Raw genomic sequence first — 19,556 nt, forward strand, 5'->3', positions numbered from 1 at the left:
CAGGAGATGCGTGTGAGGAATGAACGCGGTTGGGCAGGTATAATCTGCTGCTTTTTACTTTTTATAGTGGTTTTCTTTTCACTGGTTCTGCACGTGAAGGGTGCCTTTCGCGCATCCGGAAATCCTGAACTGGGCCTGCTGTTTTTTATTATTCCTGGCGCCGTGTCGAGCTTTATCTCTCCGCGTCAGCGGGTAATGCTTCCGCTGGTGGGGGCCATTCTGGCAGCACCCATTTGTCTGGTGTTGACGCGGCTGTTTTTCGATAACGGCGGGTCGTTCTGGCAGGAGCTGGCGTGGCTTTTCAGCGCTGTTTTCTGGTGTGCGCTTGGCGCGCTGTGCTATCTGTTTGTCAGCTCAATGCTGCACGACAAGCGACGGGAAAACAAACGCCCGCTGTAGGCGCGGGCGTCGTGGTGTTATCGGCAGAGCGAATCAGGCAAACAGGCCAAGATTCTCTTTCGCCCAGGCTTCAAAATCCGTGCAGCCGCCGATGTGTTTCTGGTCGACGAAAATCTGTGGCACGGTTTCCACCGGTTTACCCACGGTTTTTTCCAGATCGGCTTTGGTGATGCCTTCCGCGTGAATGTCTACGTAACGGTAGTTAAAATCGTCGCGTTCCTGAGTCAATTTCTCCGCCAGCTCTTTTGCACGAACGCAGTAAGGGCAGCCCGGACGACCAAAAATTACGGTAAACATAGTGTCTCTCCTCAAACGAGCGGAATAATCAACGTGCCTGTCGGCGAATGGCGCTTATGATGCCGCGCTCAGCAGCGGAGGGAAAGAAGGTTCTGCCTGTTACTCTGATTCATTCAGGCTATGTTTGGCTAATTATTTTTCCCCGGCTTGCCGTTATACTCGACGTAAATTGGCAAGATAAAAACGCGAAAGGTTCACAGGAGAAGAGGCATGCGTACGCTGGGAGCACTACCGAAAAGCGTATTGATACTGGAGGCCATCGGGATGGTGGTACTGGCGGTGGCCTGGCTATCGCTCAATCAGTACATTACGCTGCCGACGCCGTTGGCCAGCCCGCTGGCGGCGGTGATCATGATCTTCATTGGCATTGCGCTGATGCTGCCCGCCGCTGGCGTTCTGTTTTTGGGGATTGCCCGTGCCGCAGCGCCGCAGCTGATGAATCCTGGTTCCGCGCGAAAAAAGGAAAAAAATGATGACACCGACGATTGAAGTTCTGCTCAACCACCGCTCTATCCGTCAGTTTACCGACGAGCCCATCAGCGATGAACAGCGTGCGGCGATTATCGACAGCGCGCGGGCAACGTCCAGCTCCAGCTTTTTGCAGTGCACTTCTATTATCCGCATTACGGATAAAGCGATGCGCGAGCAGCTGGTTGGCCTAACCGGCGGGCAGGCGCACGTGGCGCAGGCGGCCGAGTTTTGGGTGTTCTGCGCCGACTTTAACCGCCATTTGCAGATTTTACCTGACGCACAGCTGGGCCTGGCTGAGCAGCTGCTGCTGGGCGTTGTTGATACCGCGCTGATGGCGCAAAACGCGCTTACTGCGGCGGAGTCCCTGGGGCTGGGCGGCGTGTACATCGGCGGCCTGCGCAACAATATTGAAACGGTTACCGCGCTGCTTAAGCTGCCAAAATATGTGCTGCCGCTGTTTGGTCTGTGCCTGGGCTGGCCGGCCAGCAACCCGGATCTCAAGCCGCGCCTGCCTGCCGCGCTGCTGGTGCATGAAAATCACTATCAGCCGATGGACCGTGAGGTGTTGGCGCAGTACGACGAAGATCTTGCCCGGTACTATTTGTCCCGCAGCACCAATGCCCGCCGCGACACCTGGAGCGACCATATTCGCCGTACGCTTATCAAAGAGAGCCGCCCGTTTATTCTGGATTATCTGCACCAGCAGGGGTTTGCTACGCGCTGATTTATCCTGCCCGATGGCGCTTCGTTTTTCGGGCCTGCAAGAGAAGGCACGGCCGGGTATGCACTGTGCTACCCGGTGGCGCAAATGCCAGAATCTGTGTCTGGACGCAAGCATTCATCGATGTGAAAGCGGTATGATACGCTGATTTTTAAGCGGCTTTTTTTGGAGAGGTAAAGGGTGAAAATCGCCATTTTGTCCCGGGATGGAACGCTCTACTCGTGCAAGCGTCTGCGTGAGGCCGCCCAACGTCGCGGCCATATTGTTGACATCCTCGACCCGCTGTCGTGCTACATGAACATCAACCCGTCGGCGTCATCGATTCATTACAAAGGCCGCCAGCTGCCGCATTACGACGCGGTGATTCCCCGTATTGGCTCGGCGATTACCTACTACGGTATGGCGGCGCTGCGGCAGTTTGAAATGCTGGGCAGCTATCCGCTCAACGAATCGGTGGCGATTACCCGCGCCCGCGATAAGCTGCGATCGTTGCAGCTGCTGGCGCGCCAGGGGATCGATCTTCCCGTCACCGGCATCGCCCATTCGCCGGACGACACCAGCGATCTGATCGACATGGTCGGCGGCGCGCCGCTGGTGGTGAAGCTGGTCGAGGGGACGCAGGGCATCGGCGTCGTGCTGGCCGAAACCCGTCAGGCGGCGGAGAGCGTGATCGACGCCTTTCGCGGTCTGAATGCGCATATCCTGGTGCAGGAGTACATCAAAGAAGCCAAAGGGCGTGATATCCGCTGCCTGGTGGTGGGCGATCGGGTCGTTGCCGCGATTGAGCGCCGGGCGAAGGAGGGCGATTTCCGCTCTAACCTGCACCGCGGCGGCGTGGCGACGGTCGCCGACATTACGCCTGCCGAGCGCGAGGTGGCCATTAAAGCCGCTCAGACGCTTGGCCTCGACGTGGCGGGGGTGGATATCCTGCGGGCGAAACGCGGGCCGCTGGTGATGGAGGTTAACGCGTCGCCGGGGCTGGAAGGGGTGGAAACCACGACCGGTATTGATGTCGCCGGTAAGATGATCGACTGGATCGAGCGTCAGGCCCACCCCGGTTTTTGCCTGAAAATCGGCGGCTAGTGCGGCTTTCGTAGTATGTAACGCTTTTTTTGCGTAAGCTATACATCATCTCGTCTGATACCGGGCGCTGCCCGGTAGCATGTTTTTTCTGGAATGTTACTTTACCGCATGAGGTCATAGGCAATATGGATTCTCTCGTCGTCCCGAGTCTGGATACGTTACGTCAGTGGCTCGACGAAATGGGCATGAGCTTTTTTGAGTGCGACACCTGCCAGGCGCTGCACCTGCCGCATATGCAAAATTTTGATGGTGTCTTTGATGCCAAAATTGACCTCATTGATAACGTCGTGCTTTTCTCGGCGCTGGCCGAGGTCAAACCGTCGGCGCTGCTGGCGCTGGGGGCCGATCTCTCTGCCATCAATGCCAGCTCGCTGACCGTCAAAGCGTTTCTGGATATGCAGGATGATAATCTGCCGAAGCTGGTCGTTTGCCAGTCGTTGTCCGCCTCGGTGGGCGTGAGCTTTGAGCAGTTTGCGGCCTTTGTGCAGCAAAGCGAAGAGCAGGTTTCGATGGTGATTCTTGAGGCTTCCGCCCAGCAGCTGCTGTATAAGCCGGAAGAGGAAGAGCTGCCGCCGGAAGATATCCAATACCATTTTCTTCACTAATCCTCCCCGCTAAATAGCGCAGTCACTGCCACGGTGGCTGCGTATTACATGCATTTACTCTACTCTTAACCTCTTTTTAAAGATTCTTTCACTACCTGATTGGCGCTTTTGGCTTATCGGATAGAGTGATCTTGCATAAAAAATTGATAAAAGGCGTTTTTTACACTGACCTATAGCCTCCGGACCGGGCTACAGTTATTCTTGCGACATATCGGTGCACCCCCTAATTATTGCCAGTGATAATCATAGTTGGCGAGAATTTTGCATCGATAGCGCGAGCAATGACTGCAGGGGAGCCCGGTCTCTTCTCTTTCATGCAGTACGAAAAAATATGCATGATTTCTGCATACTCTAAATTGCGTATATTTAGTCCGTTTGTTAACGGGCGCTGAGAAGGATAAGAGATATGGCCGCCTTAAATAAAAAATGGTTAACAGGTCTGGTGACGGGTGCGCTGATGGCTGCCTCGGCAAGCGTGCTCGCTGCAGAACAAAAAACGCTGCATGTCTATAACTGGTCCGACTATATCGCGCCGGATACCGTGGCGAATTTTGAAAAAGAGACCGGGATTAAAGTCGTATACGACGTCTTCGACTCCAACGAAGTACTGGAAGGTAAACTGATGGCGGGTAGCACCGGTTTTGATCTGGTGGTGCCGTCGGCAAGCTTCCTGGAACGCCAGCTCACCGCCGGCGTGTTCCAGCCGCTGGATAAGAGCAAGCTGCCAAACTGGAAAAACCTCGATCCGGACGTGCTGAAGCTGGTGGCGAAGCATGACCCGGACAACAAATATGCGATGCCTTACCTGTGGGCGACCACCGGTATTGGCTACAACGTCGATAAAGTCAAAGCCGTGCTCGGCAAAGACGCGCCGCTGAATAGCTGGGATCTGGTGATGAAGCCGGAAAACCTGGAAAAACTGAAGAGCTGCGGCGTCTCCTTCCTCGATGCGCCGGAAGAAATTTTTGCCACCGTGCTGAACTACCTGGGCAAAGATCCTAACAGCATGAAGGCCGATGATTACACCGGCCCGGCGACCGACCTGCTGCTGAAGCTGCGCCCGAACATTCGCTACTTCCACTCCTCACAGTACATTAACGATCTGGCCAACGGTGATATTTGCGTGGCGATCGGCTGGGCGGGCGACGTCTGGCAGGCAGCGAACCGCGCGAAAGAAGCGAAGAACGGCGTCAACGTTTCTTACTTCATTCCAAAAGAAGGGGCGCTGGCGTTCTTCGATGTTTTCGCGATGCCTGCTGATGCGAAAAACAAAGACGAAGCCTATCAGTTCCTCAACTATCTGATGCGTCCGGACGTGATTGCCCACATCAGCGACCATGTGTTCTATGCCAACGGCAACAAAGCATCAACGCCGCTGGTCAGCGCCGAAATTCGCGATAATCCGGCGATTTATCCGCCGGCTGACGTCTTCGCCAAGCTGTTCACGCTGAAAGTCCAGGATCCTAAAATCGACCGCGTCAGAACGCGTGCGTGGACCAAAGTGAAAAGCGGGAAATAATCCTTCACCTTGCTGGTGAGGGTATTGCACCGGGGCAGTGCAGCTGCCCCAATCTGGACGCCTGCCGGACGGCGGGTGTCCAGGGGTTGATATGACAACCGGGTCATATTGATATTCGTATTTTGCCGGAGAGCACCAGATTGAACGACGCTATTCCCCGCCCACAGGCGAAAACCCGCAAAGCGCTGACCCCGCTGCTGGAAATCCGTAATCTGACCAAATCCTTCGACGGCCAGCACGCCGTAGACGACGTTAACCTCACGATTTATAAAGGCGAAATTTTTGCGCTGCTGGGCGCATCTGGCTGCGGCAAGTCAACCCTGCTGCGCATGCTGGCGGGTTTTGAGCAGCCGACCGCCGGGCAGATTATGCTCGATGGCGTCGATCTGGCGCAGGTGCCGCCGTATCTGCGGCCAATTAACATGATGTTCCAGTCCTACGCGCTGTTTCCGCACATGACCGTTGAGCAGAACATCGCCTTTGGCCTGAAGCAGGATAAGCTGCCGAAAGCGGAAATTAACGCCCGCGTCGCCGAAATGCTGGCGCTGGTGCATATGCAGGAATTTGCGAAGCGCAAGCCGCATCAGCTTTCCGGCGGCCAGCGTCAGCGCGTGGCACTGGCGCGAAGCCTCGCTAAGCGTCCGAAGCTGCTGCTGCTGGATGAACCGATGGGCGCGTTGGACAAAAAGCTGCGCGACCGGATGCAGCTGGAAGTGGTGGATATTCTTGAACGCGTGGGCGTGACCTGCGTGATGGTGACCCACGACCAGGAAGAAGCCATGACCATGGCCGGACGTATCGCCATTATGAACCGCGGCAAGTTTGTCCAGATTGGTGAACCGGAAGAGATTTACGAACACCCGACGACCCGCTACAGCGCGGAGTTTATCGGCTCGGTCAACGTCTTTGAAGGGCTGCTTAAACGGCGCGACGAAGATGGTCTGATCATTGAGTCGCCGGGGCTGGTGCATCCGCTGAAGGTTGACCCTGACGCTTCCGTAGTGGACAACGTACCGGTGTACGTCGCCCTGCGCCCGGAAAAAATCATGCTCTGCGAAGACCCGCCGGCGGACGGCTACAACTTTGCCGTCGGGGAAGTTGAGCACATTGCCTACCTCGGCGATCTCTCCATTTATCATGTCCGCCTGAAAAGCGGCCAGATGATCAGCGCGCAGCTGCAAAACGCCCACCGTTACCAGAAAGGCTTACCGACCTGGGGCGATGAGGTACGTTTGTGCTGGGATGCTGACAGCTGCGTGGTATTGACGGTTTAGGAGGGGCTATGAGTACATATGAACCACCGGCCCGCCCGCATAAACCGGGCGGCTTCGCCCTGTGGCTGGCGCGGGTCAATATGAAACACGGGCGCAAGTTTGTCATTGCGATGCCGTATCTATGGCTGATCCTGCTGTTTTTACTGCCGTTCCTGATCGTCTTCAAAATCAGCCTTGCGGAGATGGCGCGCGCGATCCCGCCGTATACCAACCTGATGGAATGGGCCGACGGCCAACTGACGGTTGCGCTCAACTTTGGCAACTTCCTGCAGCTGACCGACGATCCGCTCTATTTTGAGGCTTATTTGCAGTCGCTGCAGGTGGCGGCAATCTCGACGATTTGCTGTCTGCTGCTGGGCTATCCGCTGGCCTGGGCGGTGGCGCACAGTAAACCATCAACGCGCAACATCCTGCTGCTGCTGGTGATCCTGCCATCGTGGACGTCGTTTCTGATTCGTGTCTACGCATGGATGGGGATCCTGAAAAATAACGGCGTGCTGAACAACTTTCTGATGTGGCTGGGGGTGATTGACCAGCCGCTGACGATTCTGCATACCAACCTCGCGGTCTATATCGGGATTGTGTACGCCTATCTGCCGTTTATGGTGCTGCCTATCTACACTGCGCTGATCCGCATTGACTACTCGCTGGTTGAGGCGTCGCTGGATCTCGGCGCACGTCCGCTGAAGACCTTTTTCAGCGTCATCGTACCGTTAACCAAAGGCGGGATTATCGCGGGCTCCATGCTGGTCTTTATCCCGGCGGTAGGGGAGTTTGTGATCCCGGAACTGCTCGGTGGCCCGGACAGCATCATGATTGGGCGCGTGCTGTGGCAGGAGTTCTTTAACAACCGCGACTGGCCGGTAGCCTCGGCGGTGGCGATCGTCATGCTGCTGCTGCTGATCGTGCCGATCATGTGGTTCCATAAATATCAGCAAAAACAGATGGGGGAACACGGATGAACAACCTACCGGTCGTACGATCGCCGTGGCGAATCCTGATTCTGGTGATTGGCTTTACGTTCCTGTATGCGCCAATGCTGATGCTGGTGGTCTATTCGTTTAACAGCTCAAAGCTGGTGACCGTCTGGGCGGGCTGGTCAACGCGCTGGTACGGCGAACTGTTCCGCGACGATGCGATGATGAGCGCGGTGGGGCTAAGCCTGACCATCGCGGCGGCGGCGGCCACGATGGCGGCCATTCTTGGCACCATTGCCGCGGTGGTGATGGTGCGCTTTGGCCGCTTCCGCGGTGCCAACGGCTTTGCCTTTATGATCACCGCGCCGCTGGTTATGCCGGACGTCATTACCGGGCTGTCTCTGCTGCTGCTGTTCGTCGCTTTGGCACACGCCATCGGCTGGCCGGCGGATCGCGGTATGCTGACCATCTGGTTGGCGCACGTCACCTTCTGTACTGCTTACGTGGCGGTGGTTATCTCCTCGCGTCTGCGCGAGCTGGACCGCTCGATCGAAGAGGCGGCGATGGATCTGGGCGCGACGCCGCTGAAGGTCTTCTTCGTGATTACGCTGCCGATGATTATGCCGGCGGTCATTTCCGGCTGGCTGCTGGGCTTTACGCTGTCGCTGGATGACCTGGTCATCGCCAGCTTCGTATCCGGCCCGGGCGCGACGACGCTACCGATGCTGGTCTTCTCCAGCGTGCGCATGGGGGTGAACCCGGAGATTAACGCGCTGGCGTCTCTGATCCTTGGCGTAGTCGGAATTGTCGGATTTATCGCCTGGTATTTGATGGCGCGCGCGGAAAAACAGCGGGTGCGCGATATCCAACGTGCAAGACGCGGATAATCCTCTTAAAATCGATACGGATGTGCAGTCGATGCCGCGAATGTTCGCGGCATCGTTTTCATGGAAGGCAACACATTGGAACTGTTTACTCGAAGCCGTCGGTCGCATGCCCGTCTGAACGTTCCTGCTTTGGTGCAGGTGGCGGCGCTCGCCATTATTTTAATCCGCTGTCTCGACCTGTTGATGATTATCAATCTGCTCGGGCTGAATGGGATTGGCGAATTTATTCATCGCAGCGTTCAGACCTGGACGCTGACGCTGGTGTTTCTCTCCAGCCTGGTGCTGGTGTTCGTTGAAATCGCCTGCGCCTTTTCGTTGGTCAAAGGGCGTAACTGGGCGCGCTGGGTGTACCTGCTGACGCAGGTGATTGCCGCCAGCTACCTGTGGGCTGCATCGCTTGGCTACGGTTACCCGGAGCTGTTCAGCATCGCCGGCGAGTCGAAGCGGGAGATATTCCGTTCGTTGGTGATGCAAAAAATGCCGGATCTGCTGGTGTTATGCCTGCTTTTTGTACCCGCAGCCTCCCGGCGATTTTTCCGCTTACAATAACGGTGATACAATCCACGCCCCTCTTTGTCTCAAGGTTTTTCTATGCAGTGCGCACTCTATGATGCCGATCGTTGCCGTTCATGTCAGTGGATTGAGCAGCCCGTCGCCGAACAGCTGGCCGCCAAAATGGCCGACCTCCAGACGCTGCTGGCGGCGTTTCCCGTGGCGGGATGGTGCGCACCCGTGTCTGGCCCCGAGCAGGGGTTTCGCAATAAAGCCAAAATGGTGGTCAGCGGTAGCGTAGAACGTCCGCTGCTGGGCATGCTGCATCGCGACGGGACGCCGGAAGATCTGACCGACTGTCCGCTGTATCCGGCCTCGTTTGCCCCGGTATTTGCTGCGCTCAAACCGTTTATCGCCCGCGCCGGGCTGACGCCCTACAACGTGGCGCGCAGGCGCGGCGAGCTGAAGTACCTGCTGCTGACGGAAAGCCAGCTCGACGGCGGCATGATGCTGCGCTTTGTGCTGCGTTCGGACAGTAAGCTCGCGCAGCTGCGCGCCGCATTACCCTGGCTTCAGGCCCAGCTGCCGCAGCTTAAGGTGATCACCGCCAACATTCAGCCGGTACACATGGCGATTATGGAAGGCGAGCAGGAGATTTTCTTTACCGAGCAGCAGGCGCTGGCGGAGCGGTTTAATGACGTTCCGCTGTGGATTCGCCCGCAGAGCTTCTTCCAGACCAACCCCGCTGTCGCCAGCGCCCTGTACGCCACGGCGCGCGACTGGGTGCGGGCGCTGCCGGTCGATCATATGTGGGATCTGTTTTGCGGCGTCGGCGGCTTTGGGCTGCACTGCGCGACGCCGGACATGACCCTGACCGGCATTGAGATTGCCCCGGAGGCTATTGCCTGTGCGAAGCAGTCGGCGGCAGAGCTGGGGCTGAGCAAGCTGCATTTCCAGGCGCTGGATTCGACCCAGTTTGCCACCGCCCAGGCCGCCACTCCGCAACTGGTGCTGGTCAACCCGCCGCGCCGCGGCATTGGCAAAGCGCTGTGCGACTACCTCAGCGCGATGGCGCCGCAGTACCTCGTCTACTCCAGCTGTAATGCGCAGACCATGGCCAAAGATTTTGCCCATCTGTCGGGGTACCGTATCGAGAAAGTACAGTTGTTTGATATGTTCCCGCACACCGCCCATTACGAGGTGTTGACGCTGCTGGTTCGCTGCTAGCGTGCCCAAGCCCGGCAGGTGCAGCGCTGCCGGGCGGTTACAATGGCTAGTGGCTCATGGTCTGAGGCGACATATTGCCTTGCTTCATCTTCTCTCCTTTCATGGCCTCTTTTTTCATGCCGTCTTTTTGCATACCGTCTTTGGCCATCTTCTCTTTGCACATCGTGTCCTGGCACATTTTATCGTGGGGTTTGGCCATGCTGTCATGCATTGGCTCGGCGGCGTGCACGCTCGCCATCAGCAGGGCGCCGAGCGCGGCGGTAGCAATCATTATCTTTTTCATCGTCTGTCCTCATGGTTGATGTTGTGCACCGACAGCATCGCGCGCAGCTCATCACCATGTCCTCACGGAAGTTTAAATAAAATGTGATAACTCACGGCGCCCGGCTGGGTTAAGCTTGAAAAAAAGCGTGGGTGGAATGTTATGAATAGCGCAAAGAAAATCTTGCTGGTGGAAGACGACCAGGACATCGCAACTCTGCTGCGGCTCAATTTGCAGGATGAAGGATACCAAATCGTTCACGAGGCGGACGGCACGCGCGCGCTGGCGCAGCTTGAGGCATCGGTCTGGGACGCGGTGATCCTTGATTTAATGCTGCCCGGCGTCGACGGGCTGGAGATCTGCCGCCGCATCCGGCAAATGACGCGCTATTTACCGGTGATCATTATCAGCGCCCGCACCAGTGAAACGCACCGTGTCCTGGGGCTGGAGATGGGGGCCGACGACTACCTGCCGAAACCTTTTTCGGTGCTGGAGTTGATTGCCCGCGTTAAAGCGCTGTTTCGCCGTCAGGAAGCGATGGGGCAGAGCATCCGCCTGGAGAGCGGGGCGATTGCCTGCCACGGTCTGACCATCGATCCGCTCTCCCGTGAAGTGCGGCTGCACGGCGAGTCCGTTGAGCTAACCCCGCGTGAATTTGATCTGCTGTACTGGTTTGCTCGCCATCCGGGAGAGGTCTTTTCGCGTCTGTCGTTGCTCGATAGCGTGTGGGGCTATCAGCATGAAGGGTATGAACACACGGTCAATACCCATATCAACCGCCTGCGGGTGAAAATAGAGAAAGACCCCGCCGAGCCGGAAATCATTCTCACCGTCTGGGGAAAAGGCTATAAGTTTGCCACCGACAAAAGGAAACCTGCACCATGAGCCGACGGTTGAGCCTGAGCCAGCGGCTGACGCTGGTGTTTACCGCCATTTTGCTGCTGTGCGCGATTGCGGCGTGCAGCGTGCAGCTTTACAACAGCAGCCAGTTCGGTAATGCGATGGTTCAGCGGCTGTCGGCGGGCCTGGCGCAGCAAATCGTCAATCGCGAGCCGCTGCTGGATGCGCAGGGTGGCGTTAATCGCCAGACCCTGAAAACGTTGTTTGACCGCCTGATGACGCTTAACCCGAGCGTAGAGCTGTACCTTATCTCGCACGACGGTACGATTGTCGCCGATGCTGCACCGCCTGGCCACATCAAGCGCCAGCAGATTGACCTCGCGCCGCTGCGGGCCTTCCTCGACGGCGCGGCGTGGCCGGTGTACGGCGACGACCCGCGCAGCCAGGATAAACAGAAAGTCTTCAGCGTGGCACCGGTTTTGCTCAACGGCAACCTGCACGGTTATCTCTACATCATTCTTGAGGGGGAAAACCTCAATGCGCTGGCGGAGAGCGCGTGGCACAAGGCGCTGTGGAGCACCTTCCTTTGGTCGCTGCTGCTGGTGGCGCTGTTTGGCCTGCTGGCGGGAACGCTGGTGTGGTACTGGGTCGCCCGTCCGGTGCGCCAGCTTACCGCCCATGTGCAAGGGGTGGATCAGGACAGCATCAGCGCAATCAGGCAGCTGGCGCAGCAGCCGCTGCAGGCCGATGGCTCTAATGAAGTGGCAATATTGCGTAATACCTATATTGAGCTGGCGCGCAAAATTGCCAGCCAGTGGGATCAGCTTTCCGATAGCGATCGTCAGCGCCGCGAGTTTATTGCCAATATTTCCCATGATTTGCGCACTCCGCTAACCTCACTGCTGGGCTATCTGGAGACGCTATCGATGAAAGCCGACACGCTCTCACCGGAGGATAACCGGCAGTACTTGGCCGTGGCGCTACGCCAGGGGCACAAGGTTCGTCATCTCTCACAGCAGCTGTTTGAGCTGGCGAAGCTGGAGCACGGCGGGATCAAGCCACAGCTCGAACCGTTTGCGATAGGTGAATTAATTCAGGATGTGGCACAGAAATTCGATCTGGCGATTGAGACCCGGCGCTTAACCCTCAAGGTCGAGATCCCGCGCGCGCTGCCGCTGCTGAACGCCGATGTTTCGATGATTGAGCGGGTGGTCACTAACCTGCTGGATAACGCCGTGCGTCACACGCCGCCCGGTGGCACGGTGATGCTGCGCGTCTGGCAGGAAAATGAACGTCTTCAGGTGGAGGTTGCTGACAGCGGGCCTGGCGTCGATGAAGCGCTGCGTGAGGCGTTATTCCAGCGTCCTTCCGCGCTGAGTGCGCAAAGCGTGAGAGAAAATCGCGGTGGCCTGGGGCTGCTGATTGTGCGGCGTATGCTGGAACTGCACGGCGGCAGTATTCGCCTGATGGAGGCCTCTGCGGGCGCTTGCTTCCGCTTTTTCGTGCCGTTATAGATGAGAAAACCCGGTAAGCAGGGCGCTTACCGGGTGAGGGCACTTACTCAGCGAACCATTTGTCGCTGATTTTCTGATAGGTACCGTCTGCTTTAATCGCTTTGAGTGCACCGTTCAGCTGCTCCAGCAGCGCTTTGTTGTCCGGGCGTACCGCGATGCCAAGGCCAATGCCGAAGTACTGCGGATCGGTGACTTTCTCAGTGGCCGCACCCAGCTGCGGGTTCGTTTTCAGCCATTCGTTGACCACGGCGGTATCGCCGAAGACGCCGTCGATACGGCCATTTTTCAGGTCGATAATCGCATTCTGGTAGCTGTCATAGGCGACGGTTTTCACTTCCGGATGCTTGTCCATCAGGTATTTCTGGTGGGTCGTCCCGTTTTCCATACCGATACGTTTGCCTTTCAGGTCATCAAAGGTTTTGAATTCGCCTTTTTTGGCAATCACCAGCGCCGAGTTAGCATAGTAGGCATCGGTAAACGCGACCTGTTTGCTACGCTCAGGCGTGATGTCCATACCGGAGATCACCGCATCGTATTTCTTAAATTTCAGCGCCGGGATCAGGCTGTCAAACGCGTGGTTGGTAAAGGTACATTCGGCCTGAATTTGTTTGCACAGCGCGTTAGCAAGGTCGATATCAAAGCCGACGATCTGGTTGTTCGCATCCATGGACTCAAACGGCGGATAGGTAGCGGACACGCCGAAGCTGATTTTTTCTGCGGCCTGGGCGCCTGCGGCAACGGTGGCCAGTAAGGCGGCCAATACTAATTTTTTCATGGATGAGCTCCTGTCTGTCTCGCTTATGGTTGCTGCCCTGCGTGTGGCATGGAGCTACAATGCCACTTAGTGAATTTATATGCAATATAGTTGAGTAAATATTTTCATTGTTGCAAAAAAAAACGGATAGGCCAGCGGCTTATCCGTTTCGGAATTTAATGGTTATGCAAAAACTAGTCGCGGCGCTCGAAGGCCAGCGCTTTGCGCTCAATCAGGCGCATCAGCAGCGTCAGCAGGCCGTTGACGACGAGATACACCAGCCCGGCGGCACCAAAGACCATCACGTCATAGGTGCGTCCGTACAGCAGCTGCCCGTGGCCCATTACCTCCATCAGAGTGATGGTATAGGCCAGCGACGTACTCTTGAACACCAGCACCACTTCGTTGGAGTAGGAAGAGAGCGCACGTTTAAAGGCGTACGGCAGCAGGATCGCCAGCGTATCTTTCTTACTCATCCCCAGCGCGTTACAGGACTGCCACTGGCCTTCCGGAATGGCGCGGATCGCACCAAAGAACAGCTGCGTGGTATAGGCGGCGCTGTTGAGCGACAGGGCAATCAGCGCGCATAGCCACGGCTCGGAGAGCAGATGCCACAGCACCGGATAGTTTTGCAACGTCGGGAACTGACCCGGGCCGTAGTAAATCAGGAAGATCTGCACCAGCAGCGGCGTGCCGGTAAACAGCGTGATGTAGCCGCGTACCAGCCACACCAGCACCGGCGTTTTCAGCGTCAGGATGATGGTGAAGATCAGCGCCAGTACCAGCGCCACCACAATGGAGGCGACGGTCAGCGTCAGGCTGGTATGCAGCCCTTTCATCAGTTCCGGTAAATACTCGAGCATCAGCCTGGTCTCCGTTCGAAGCGAGTGGTACGCAGGTCAATGCGTTTGAGGATGTACTGGCTCAGCAGCGTGATCACCAGATAGATAGCCGCCGCCACGATGTACCAGGTAAACGGCTCCTGGGTACGCGTCGCGATGCTTTTAGTTTGCAGCATCAGGTCGTTCACGCTAATCAGCGATACCAGCGCGGTATCTTTCAGCAATACCAGCCACTGGTTGCCGAGGCCCGGCAGCGCGTGTCGCCACATCTGCGGCATCACCAGACGGAAGAAGATAGCACTTTTCGACATCCCCAGCGCCTGGCCGGATTCCCACTGGCCCGCCGGTACCGCTTTCAGTGCGCCGCGCAGGGTCTGCGAGGCGTAAGCGGCATAGAGCAGGGAGAGGGCAATCACGCCGCACAGGAACGGGCTGACGTCGAAGTTTTCGATCTGCATCTGAACCGGAATCTGCACGATGCCGAGGTTAATCGTAAAACCGTCGGACAGCGTCAACAGCAGCTGTGAAGAGCCGAAGTAGATAAACAGCACCACCAGGATTTCCGGTAGACCGCGCAGCACGGTGACCAGCGCGGAGCCGAGCCATGCGATAGGGCGCCATTTAACCGACTCCCACACCGCAAAGAACATCGCCAGCGCGAGCCCGATAACCAGTGCACAAACGGCAAGGCCGACGGTCATACCGGCGGCGCTTGCTAAAGGAAACATTTCGTTCATCAAGTCTTACTTCTGGAACCATTTAGCGTAGATGGTTTGGTAAGTGCCATCTTTTTTCACTTTTTCCAGCGCAGCGTTAAATTTCTGCTGCAGCTCGGTGTTGCCCTGACGTACGGCAATGCCCAGGCCGGTGCCGAAGTAACCTTTGTCGGTCACTTTGTCGCCAACGGCGGCCAGCTTGTCGTTATCTTTCAGCCATTCGGTAACCACGGCGGTGTCGCCGAAGACGGCATCAATACGGCCGTTTTGCAGGTCCAGCTTCGCGTTCTGATAGCTGTCGTAAGGCACGGTGGTAATTTCCGGATGTTTATCCATGATAAATTTCTGGTGCGTGGTGCCGTTCTGTACGCCGACTTTTTTGCCTTTCAGCTGATCGATGCCGGTGAACTTGCCCTTCACGCCGACAAACAGCGCGGAGTTATCATAGTACGGAGTGGTGAACAGAACCTGTTTTTCACGCTCAGGGGTGATATCCATACCGGCCATCACCGCGTCAATACGGCGGAACTTCAGGCTAGGGATCAGGCTATCGAAAGATTGGTTGCTGAAGGTACAGGTCGCGTCGATCTCTTTACACAGCGCGTTGGCCAGATCCACGTCGAAGCCGACGATCTGGTTGTTGGCATCCATCGACTCAAATGGAGGGTAGGATGCTTCGGTCGCAAAACGGATAGTTTGAGCAGCGGCAGCGGAGAGGCTGACGCTAGCGAGCAGCGCGGCAATCAGTACTTTTTTCATGATCATTGTCCTGTTCTCAGTGAGAAAGATAATTTCTAAAAGCCTCGGTCTGTGGGCTGTTAAAGCAGCTTGCATCGCCTTGTTCGACGATATAACTGTTTTCCATGTACACCACGCGGCTGGCGGTCTTGCGCGCCACTTCCACTTCGTGGGTGACGATGACCTGGGTAATGTTGGTTTCAGCCAGTTCATGAATGATGCTGACGATTTGGGCGGTGATTTCCGGATCAAGGGCGGCGGTGGGCTCATCAAACAGCAGCACCTGCGGCTCCATCATCAGCGCGCGGGCGATCGCCACACGCTGCTGCTGACCGCCGGACAGGTGCAGCGGATAGCGGTCGCTGAACGGTTTGAGGCGTAAACGCTCGAGCAGTTTTTCCGCGCGCGCCATCGCCTGATCTTTACTCAGCCCCAGCACGCGGCACGGCGCTTCGATCAGATTCTGAACCACGGTCAGGTGCGGCCAGAGGTTGTACTGCTGGAAGACCATGCCGACGTTTTGACGCAGTTCGCGAATCGCTTTATCTGACGGCGTTTTGGCAAAATCGAAATGATTACCCGCAATCGCCAGAGTACCGGACTTCGGCATCTCCAGCAGATTCAGCACGCGCAGCAGGGAGCTTTTACCCGCGCCGCTTGGGCCAAGCAGTACCAGCGTTTCGCCCTCCGGGCACTGCAGCGTGATGTCGAACAGCGCCTGATGCGCGCCATAAAAGCAGTTAATGCCGTCTAATTTAATGCTCATTGATACCCGTCACGAAAGAGTTGTCCTCGCCCTGGAAACGCCAGGTGCTTACTCTGCTGCCGCTCTTACATTTCCCCGCTGAAGGTATCAGCCGTAGAGGAATTATCAGCAATTGAGGCCGCAAATAGTACCTTTGACAGAATAGTTATGCAATATTTGTGCGTTAAAACTTAAATATAAACCAACTTTTCTTTTAAAGTTAGCACAAAATAACGGTCGGGGTGGGCGCGGGGTATAAATGTCGGCATTCCACGGAGAATGCCAGACATTTTGCCGGGATAAAGGATATAGCAGAATTTGTTTACACTTTATTAACGTTTTTCGAGAGATTGGCGCAGCGTGCCCGCTGGCGCGTGGCTATTGTTGCCGAGATAACGCACGTCATCCACCGCCCAGCACTGACCTTCGCGAATCATCAGCACTTCGTCTTTCCAGCTTTGGGTTCCCTGTTTCAAGTCGACGCGTAGCGGAATATTGCGCGCGTCGGTGTTAGGAATGGTCGAGGCGCTGGCGACGTCGGCGCTATCCGGTACGGCGGTGCTGCTGGAGAACAGCCCCGACTGCATCAGCGTGCGCGTGCTGGCGTCCTGGCTGCTGTCGCTCAGCAGTTTGGCCAGCCCATCGCTCAGATATGGCCGCAGCGCGGTGTAGTCGCTGGTCCGACGCTGGATCTGGCTGTCATAAAATTTTTGTGCCACGGTGTCCGGGCCGCCTTCCACGCATTGCCCGACGCGCGCGCCGGTATCTTTGTAAGCAGGGGTGACAGTGGTGCAGGCGCTCAGCAGCAGCGCGGCAGGGAGGATAAATGCAAGGTTGGAGTAACGCATAGTGATTCCTTGTTAGCCGTCTCAACATTAGTCGCTTCTACGCCGGGGGCCGGCGTATCAACCGCCGCCATGCGGCGGGCGAGATTTACGTATACGATAATGGAGTAATCCCTTTTCAAGCATAGCGTATCGGTCCGATAATGTGTTTAGCACTAAGCGCTAAGGCATTGAACGTTAACGAAGGAGCTGTCCATGCAATTTTCAACTACCCCCACCCTCGAAGGGCAACCAATTGTCGAATACTGCGGCGTGGTGACCGGCGAGGCGATTCTGGGCGCGAATATTTTTCGCGATTTCTTCGCTGGCATTCGCGATATTGTTGGCGGACGTTCGGGCGCGTATGAAAAAGAGCTGCGCAAAGCGCGTGAGATTGCCTTTAAAGAACTCGGCGAGCAGGCCGCAGCGCTGGGCGCTGATGCGGTTGTCGGGATTGATATCGATTATGAAACCGTGGGCAAAGACAGCAGCATGCTGATGGTGAGCGTGAGCGGTACGGCGGTCAAAACGCGCAAATGAAACGTTTTCTGACCGTAATGATGCTGGCGATGCTGCTGGCGGGGTGTGCCGGGGAAGAAAAAAAAGCGGTCATTGAAAAGCCTGGATACGTGCTGGATACCAGCCGTTCCGCGCCTGCCGCTTATCCACGCGTTAAGGTACTGGTTATTCACTATACGGCGGATGATTTCGACGGTTCGCTGACCACGCTAACCGGTCAGCAGGTCAGCGTGCACTATCTCATTCCCGCGGTGCCGCCGCTAACGCGCGGCAAGCCGCGAATCTGGCGGCTGGTGCCGGAGTCAGAGCTTGCCTGGCATGCCGGTGTGAGCTTCTGGCGCGGCGCGACGCGCATCAACGACACGTCAATCGGTATCGAGCTGGAAAACCTCGGCTGGCAGAAGTCGGGGGGGACGAAGTCCTTCACGCCGTTTGAACCGACGCAAATCCAGGCGTTAATACCGCTGGCGAAAGACATCATCAAACGCTACAACATTGAGCCGCAAAACGTGGTGGCGCATTCGGATATCGCGCCGCAGCGTAAGGATGATCCGGGCCCGCTGTTCCCGTGGCAGGCGCTGGCGCAGCAGGGGATTGGCGCGTGGCCGGATGCCAGCCGCGTGGCCTTCTATTTGAACGGCCGCTCGCCAAATGCGCCAATTGCCTCATATACCCTGCTGGATTTGCTGGCGCGCTATGGCTACGACGTCAAACCGAATATGACGCGAATGCAGCAGATGCGGGTGATTGCCGCCTTCCAGATGCATTTCCGCCCGGCGCGCTATGACGGCGTAGCGGATATGGAAAGCCTGGCGATTGCCGAGGCGCTGCTGGAAAAATACGGCCAGGGCTAAGCCCTAACGGTGCAGCTTGCCGTGATCCTCAAGCCAGGCGGCGGTACGAATAATACCGTCGTCCAGCGAAACGACCGGCTCGTAGCCTAGCTCTTCGCGGGCGCGGCTGATATCGAGCGTAAAGTCAAAGTTGAGCTTCGATACCCCGTAGTGGGTCAGCGACGGTTCTTTGGCAGATTTATTGCCAAACCGCTCCATGCTGCGGGCAATCATATCCAGCATGGGGTAAGGCACGGAGCGAATGCGGCAGGTGATATCCAGTTCGTCAATTAAGCGCTCAACGATGCTGCGCAGCGTGCGGGGTTCGCCGTTGGTAATGTTATAGGCGCGGCCTGAAGGCAGGTCGTCACAGCGCGGCTGGCTGGCGAGCCACATGGCGTGGGCGGCGTTCTCGTAGTAGGTCATGTCGACCATCGCGTGGCCGCCGCGCGGCAGCAGCACGCTGCCGTAATGGTGCATCATCTGCGCCAGGCGCGGAATAAACACTTTATCGTGCGGGCCAAAGACGCTCTGCGGACGCAGAATGGTGAAACGCGTGTTCGGGTTAGCCTGCGCCAGCATCTGAATGACCTCTTCGCTGGCGGCTTTGCTGCGGGCAAATTCGTTGGCAAAACGGTGAGGACGAAAATCTTCTTTGATGTCCCGATGATGGTGGTAGTCAAAGTAGAGCGACGGCGACGAGATATGGATAAAGTTGCGTACGCCCCAGGCGACAGCCCATTCTCCCAGACGGCGGGTGGCACGGACGTTGGCGAGGTCAAACGCGGCCTGGGTGCCCCACGGCGAGGTGAAGCTAGAGCAGTGCCACAGGGTGTCGACGCCGGCCAGCATCACTTTGGCCTGAGAGGAGACCAGCTCGGTCAGGTCAGCATGGACGAATTCGGCGCCCATTTTCTCCAGCAGTTTGCCCATCGCTTCATTGCGACCGCTCGCTCTGACGCTAATGCCCTTACGGCGCAGATACTCAACTGCGTTTCTGCCTAATCCGCTCGTGGCGCCGGTGACCAGTACCTTCATAATCATCCACAGTGTTAAAAAAGAGTTTCGTGCGCATTC

24 protein-coding genes are annotated in these 19,556 nt (G+C 56.9%); 15 read left to right on the forward strand and 9 right to left on the reverse strand.

Features of this window, described 5'->3' with window-relative positions; genetic code table 11:
• Window positions 1–12: 12 nt before the first annotated feature.
• Window positions 13–399: an inner membrane protein YbjM gene (locus H7R58_RS07860; RefSeq protein WP_106924503.1), complete on the forward strand. Its 387-nt coding sequence runs from the start codon at window positions 13–15 to the stop codon at window positions 397–399.
• Between the two features lie 33 nt (window positions 400–432).
• Here the strand turns inward: H7R58_RS07860 and H7R58_RS07865 are convergent, their stop codons facing one another.
• Complete coding sequence (locus tag H7R58_RS07865; protein ID WP_035894505.1) at window positions 433–696, reverse strand: GrxA family glutaredoxin; 264 nt, start codon at window positions 694–696, stop codon at window positions 433–435.
• Window positions 697–906: 210 nt separating this feature from the next.
• Between H7R58_RS07865 and H7R58_RS07870 the strand changes: the two genes are divergently transcribed.
• From H7R58_RS07870 to rlmC, 10 genes are all read left to right on the forward strand, one after another.
• Window positions 907–1,185, forward strand: a complete 279-nt coding sequence (locus tag H7R58_RS07870) for a DUF1418 family protein (protein WP_106924502.1) — start codon at window positions 907–909, stop codon at window positions 1,183–1,185.
• Window positions 1,169–1,891 (forward strand): oxygen-insensitive NADPH nitroreductase, encoded by a 723-nt coding sequence (gene nfsA, locus H7R58_RS07875; RefSeq protein WP_182930656.1) that lies wholly within the window; start codon window positions 1,169–1,171, stop codon window positions 1,889–1,891. The genes H7R58_RS07870 and nfsA overlap by 17 nt, the downstream gene beginning before the upstream one ends.
• 177 nt (window positions 1,892–2,068) lie before the next feature.
• Window positions 2,069–2,971 carry a 30S ribosomal protein S6--L-glutamate ligase gene (gene rimK / locus H7R58_RS07880; protein ID WP_106924500.1) on the forward strand — a complete coding sequence of 301 codons (903 nt, stop codon included), beginning with the start codon at window positions 2,069–2,071 and terminating at the stop codon, window positions 2,969–2,971.
• 125 nt (window positions 2,972–3,096) lie between these two features.
• On the forward strand, window positions 3,097–3,576 hold the full coding sequence (locus H7R58_RS07885; RefSeq protein WP_182929219.1) for a type III secretion system chaperone family protein: 480 nt from the start codon (window positions 3,097–3,099) through the stop codon (window positions 3,574–3,576).
• Between the two features lie 406 nt (window positions 3,577–3,982).
• Window positions 3,983–5,095 carry a spermidine/putrescine ABC transporter substrate-binding protein PotF gene (gene potF / locus H7R58_RS07890; RefSeq protein WP_106924498.1) on the forward strand — a complete coding sequence of 371 codons (1,113 nt, stop codon included), beginning with the start codon at window positions 3,983–3,985 and terminating at the stop codon, window positions 5,093–5,095.
• Between the two features lie 140 nt (window positions 5,096–5,235).
• Window positions 5,236–6,369 (forward strand): putrescine ABC transporter ATP-binding subunit PotG, encoded by a 1,134-nt coding sequence (gene potG / locus H7R58_RS07895; RefSeq protein WP_106924497.1) that lies wholly within the window; start codon window positions 5,236–5,238, stop codon window positions 6,367–6,369.
• A gap of 8 nt (window positions 6,370–6,377) precedes the next feature.
• The gene (potH, locus tag H7R58_RS07900; RefSeq protein WP_182929218.1) at window positions 6,378–7,331 is read left to right on the forward strand and encodes a putrescine ABC transporter permease PotH; all 954 of its coding nucleotides are present in this window, start codon (window positions 6,378–6,380) and stop codon (window positions 7,329–7,331) included.
• On the forward strand, window positions 7,328–8,173 hold the full coding sequence (gene potI / locus H7R58_RS07905; protein WP_106924495.1) for a putrescine ABC transporter permease PotI: 846 nt from the start codon (window positions 7,328–7,330) through the stop codon (window positions 8,171–8,173). The genes potH and potI overlap by 4 nt, the downstream gene beginning before the upstream one ends.
• A gap of 60 nt (window positions 8,174–8,233) precedes the next feature.
• Window positions 8,234–8,722 (forward strand): YbjO family protein, encoded by a 489-nt coding sequence (locus tag H7R58_RS07910; protein ID WP_106924494.1) that lies wholly within the window; start codon window positions 8,234–8,236, stop codon window positions 8,720–8,722.
• Window positions 8,723–8,764: 42 nt separating this feature from the next.
• Complete coding sequence (gene rlmC / locus H7R58_RS07915; protein ID WP_182929217.1) at window positions 8,765–9,892, forward strand: 23S rRNA (uracil(747)-C(5))-methyltransferase RlmC; 1,128 nt, start codon at window positions 8,765–8,767, stop codon at window positions 9,890–9,892.
• 46 nt (window positions 9,893–9,938) lie between these two features.
• On the opposite strand, the gene H7R58_RS07920 is transcribed toward rlmC, so the two are convergent.
• The gene (locus H7R58_RS07920; protein WP_182929216.1) at window positions 9,939–10,175 is read right to left on the reverse strand and encodes a pentapeptide MXKDX repeat protein; all 237 of its coding nucleotides are present in this window, start codon (window positions 10,173–10,175) and stop codon (window positions 9,939–9,941) included.
• 141 nt (window positions 10,176–10,316) lie between these two features.
• Between H7R58_RS07920 and H7R58_RS07925 the strand changes: the two genes are divergently transcribed.
• On the forward strand, window positions 10,317–11,039 hold the full coding sequence (locus H7R58_RS07925; protein ID WP_182929215.1) for a response regulator transcription factor: 723 nt from the start codon (window positions 10,317–10,319) through the stop codon (window positions 11,037–11,039).
• Entirely contained in the window at window positions 11,036–12,508 is a 1,473-nt protein-coding gene (locus H7R58_RS07930; protein WP_106924490.1) for a sensor histidine kinase, read from the forward strand. The genes H7R58_RS07925 and H7R58_RS07930 overlap by 4 nt, the downstream gene beginning before the upstream one ends.
• 43 nt (window positions 12,509–12,551) lie before the next feature.
• Here the strand turns inward: H7R58_RS07930 and artJ are convergent, their stop codons facing one another.
• The 6 genes from artJ to H7R58_RS07960 all read right to left on the reverse strand — a co-directional run bounded on the left by artJ (window position 12,552) and on the right by H7R58_RS07960 (window position 17,151).
• Window positions 12,552–13,283, reverse strand: a complete 732-nt coding sequence (gene artJ / locus H7R58_RS07935) for an arginine ABC transporter substrate-binding protein ArtJ (protein ID WP_106924489.1) — start codon at window positions 13,281–13,283, stop codon at window positions 12,552–12,554.
• A gap of 173 nt (window positions 13,284–13,456) precedes the next feature.
• Window positions 13,457–14,125, reverse strand: coding sequence for an arginine ABC transporter permease ArtM (gene artM, locus H7R58_RS07940; protein WP_106924488.1), 669 nt, complete (start codon window positions 14,123–14,125; stop codon window positions 13,457–13,459).
• Window positions 14,125–14,841, reverse strand: coding sequence for an arginine ABC transporter permease ArtQ (artQ, locus tag H7R58_RS07945; protein ID WP_106924487.1), 717 nt, complete (start codon window positions 14,839–14,841; stop codon window positions 14,125–14,127). Before artQ ends, artM begins: the two co-directional genes overlap by 1 nt.
• Window positions 14,842–14,847: 6 nt before the next feature.
• A complete protein-coding gene (artI, locus tag H7R58_RS07950; protein WP_106924486.1) occupies window positions 14,848–15,579 on the reverse strand; it encodes an arginine ABC transporter substrate-binding protein ArtI in 732 nt (243 codons plus the stop codon).
• Window positions 15,580–15,595: 16 nt separating this feature from the next.
• Window positions 15,596–16,324, reverse strand: coding sequence for an arginine ABC transporter ATP-binding protein ArtP (artP, locus tag H7R58_RS07955; protein WP_182929214.1), 729 nt, complete (start codon window positions 16,322–16,324; stop codon window positions 15,596–15,598).
• 311 nt (window positions 16,325–16,635) lie between these two features.
• Window positions 16,636–17,151, reverse strand: coding sequence for a lipoprotein (locus H7R58_RS07960; protein WP_106924484.1), 516 nt, complete (start codon window positions 17,149–17,151; stop codon window positions 16,636–16,638).
• Between the two features lie 192 nt (window positions 17,152–17,343).
• Between H7R58_RS07960 and H7R58_RS07965 the strand changes: the two genes are divergently transcribed.
• Window positions 17,344–17,667, forward strand: a complete 324-nt coding sequence (locus tag H7R58_RS07965) for a heavy metal-binding domain-containing protein (RefSeq protein WP_106924483.1) — start codon at window positions 17,344–17,346, stop codon at window positions 17,665–17,667.
• A complete protein-coding gene (locus H7R58_RS07970) occupies window positions 17,664–18,500 on the forward strand; it encodes an N-acetylmuramoyl-L-alanine amidase (RefSeq protein ID WP_106924482.1) in 837 nt (278 codons plus the stop codon). The genes H7R58_RS07965 and H7R58_RS07970 overlap by 4 nt, the downstream gene beginning before the upstream one ends.
• Window positions 18,501–18,503: 3 nt before the next feature.
• On the opposite strand, the gene H7R58_RS07975 is transcribed toward H7R58_RS07970, so the two are convergent.
• A complete protein-coding gene (locus H7R58_RS07975) occupies window positions 18,504–19,517 on the reverse strand; it encodes an NAD-dependent epimerase/dehydratase family protein (protein WP_106924797.1) in 1,014 nt (337 codons plus the stop codon).
• Window positions 19,518–19,556: the final 39 nt, after the last annotated feature.

It is taken from the genome of Klebsiella sp. WP4-W18-ESBL-05 (genome assembly GCF_014169075.1).
Taxonomy (GTDB): Bacteria; Pseudomonadota; Gammaproteobacteria; order Enterobacterales; family Enterobacteriaceae; genus Kluyvera; species Kluyvera ascorbata_B.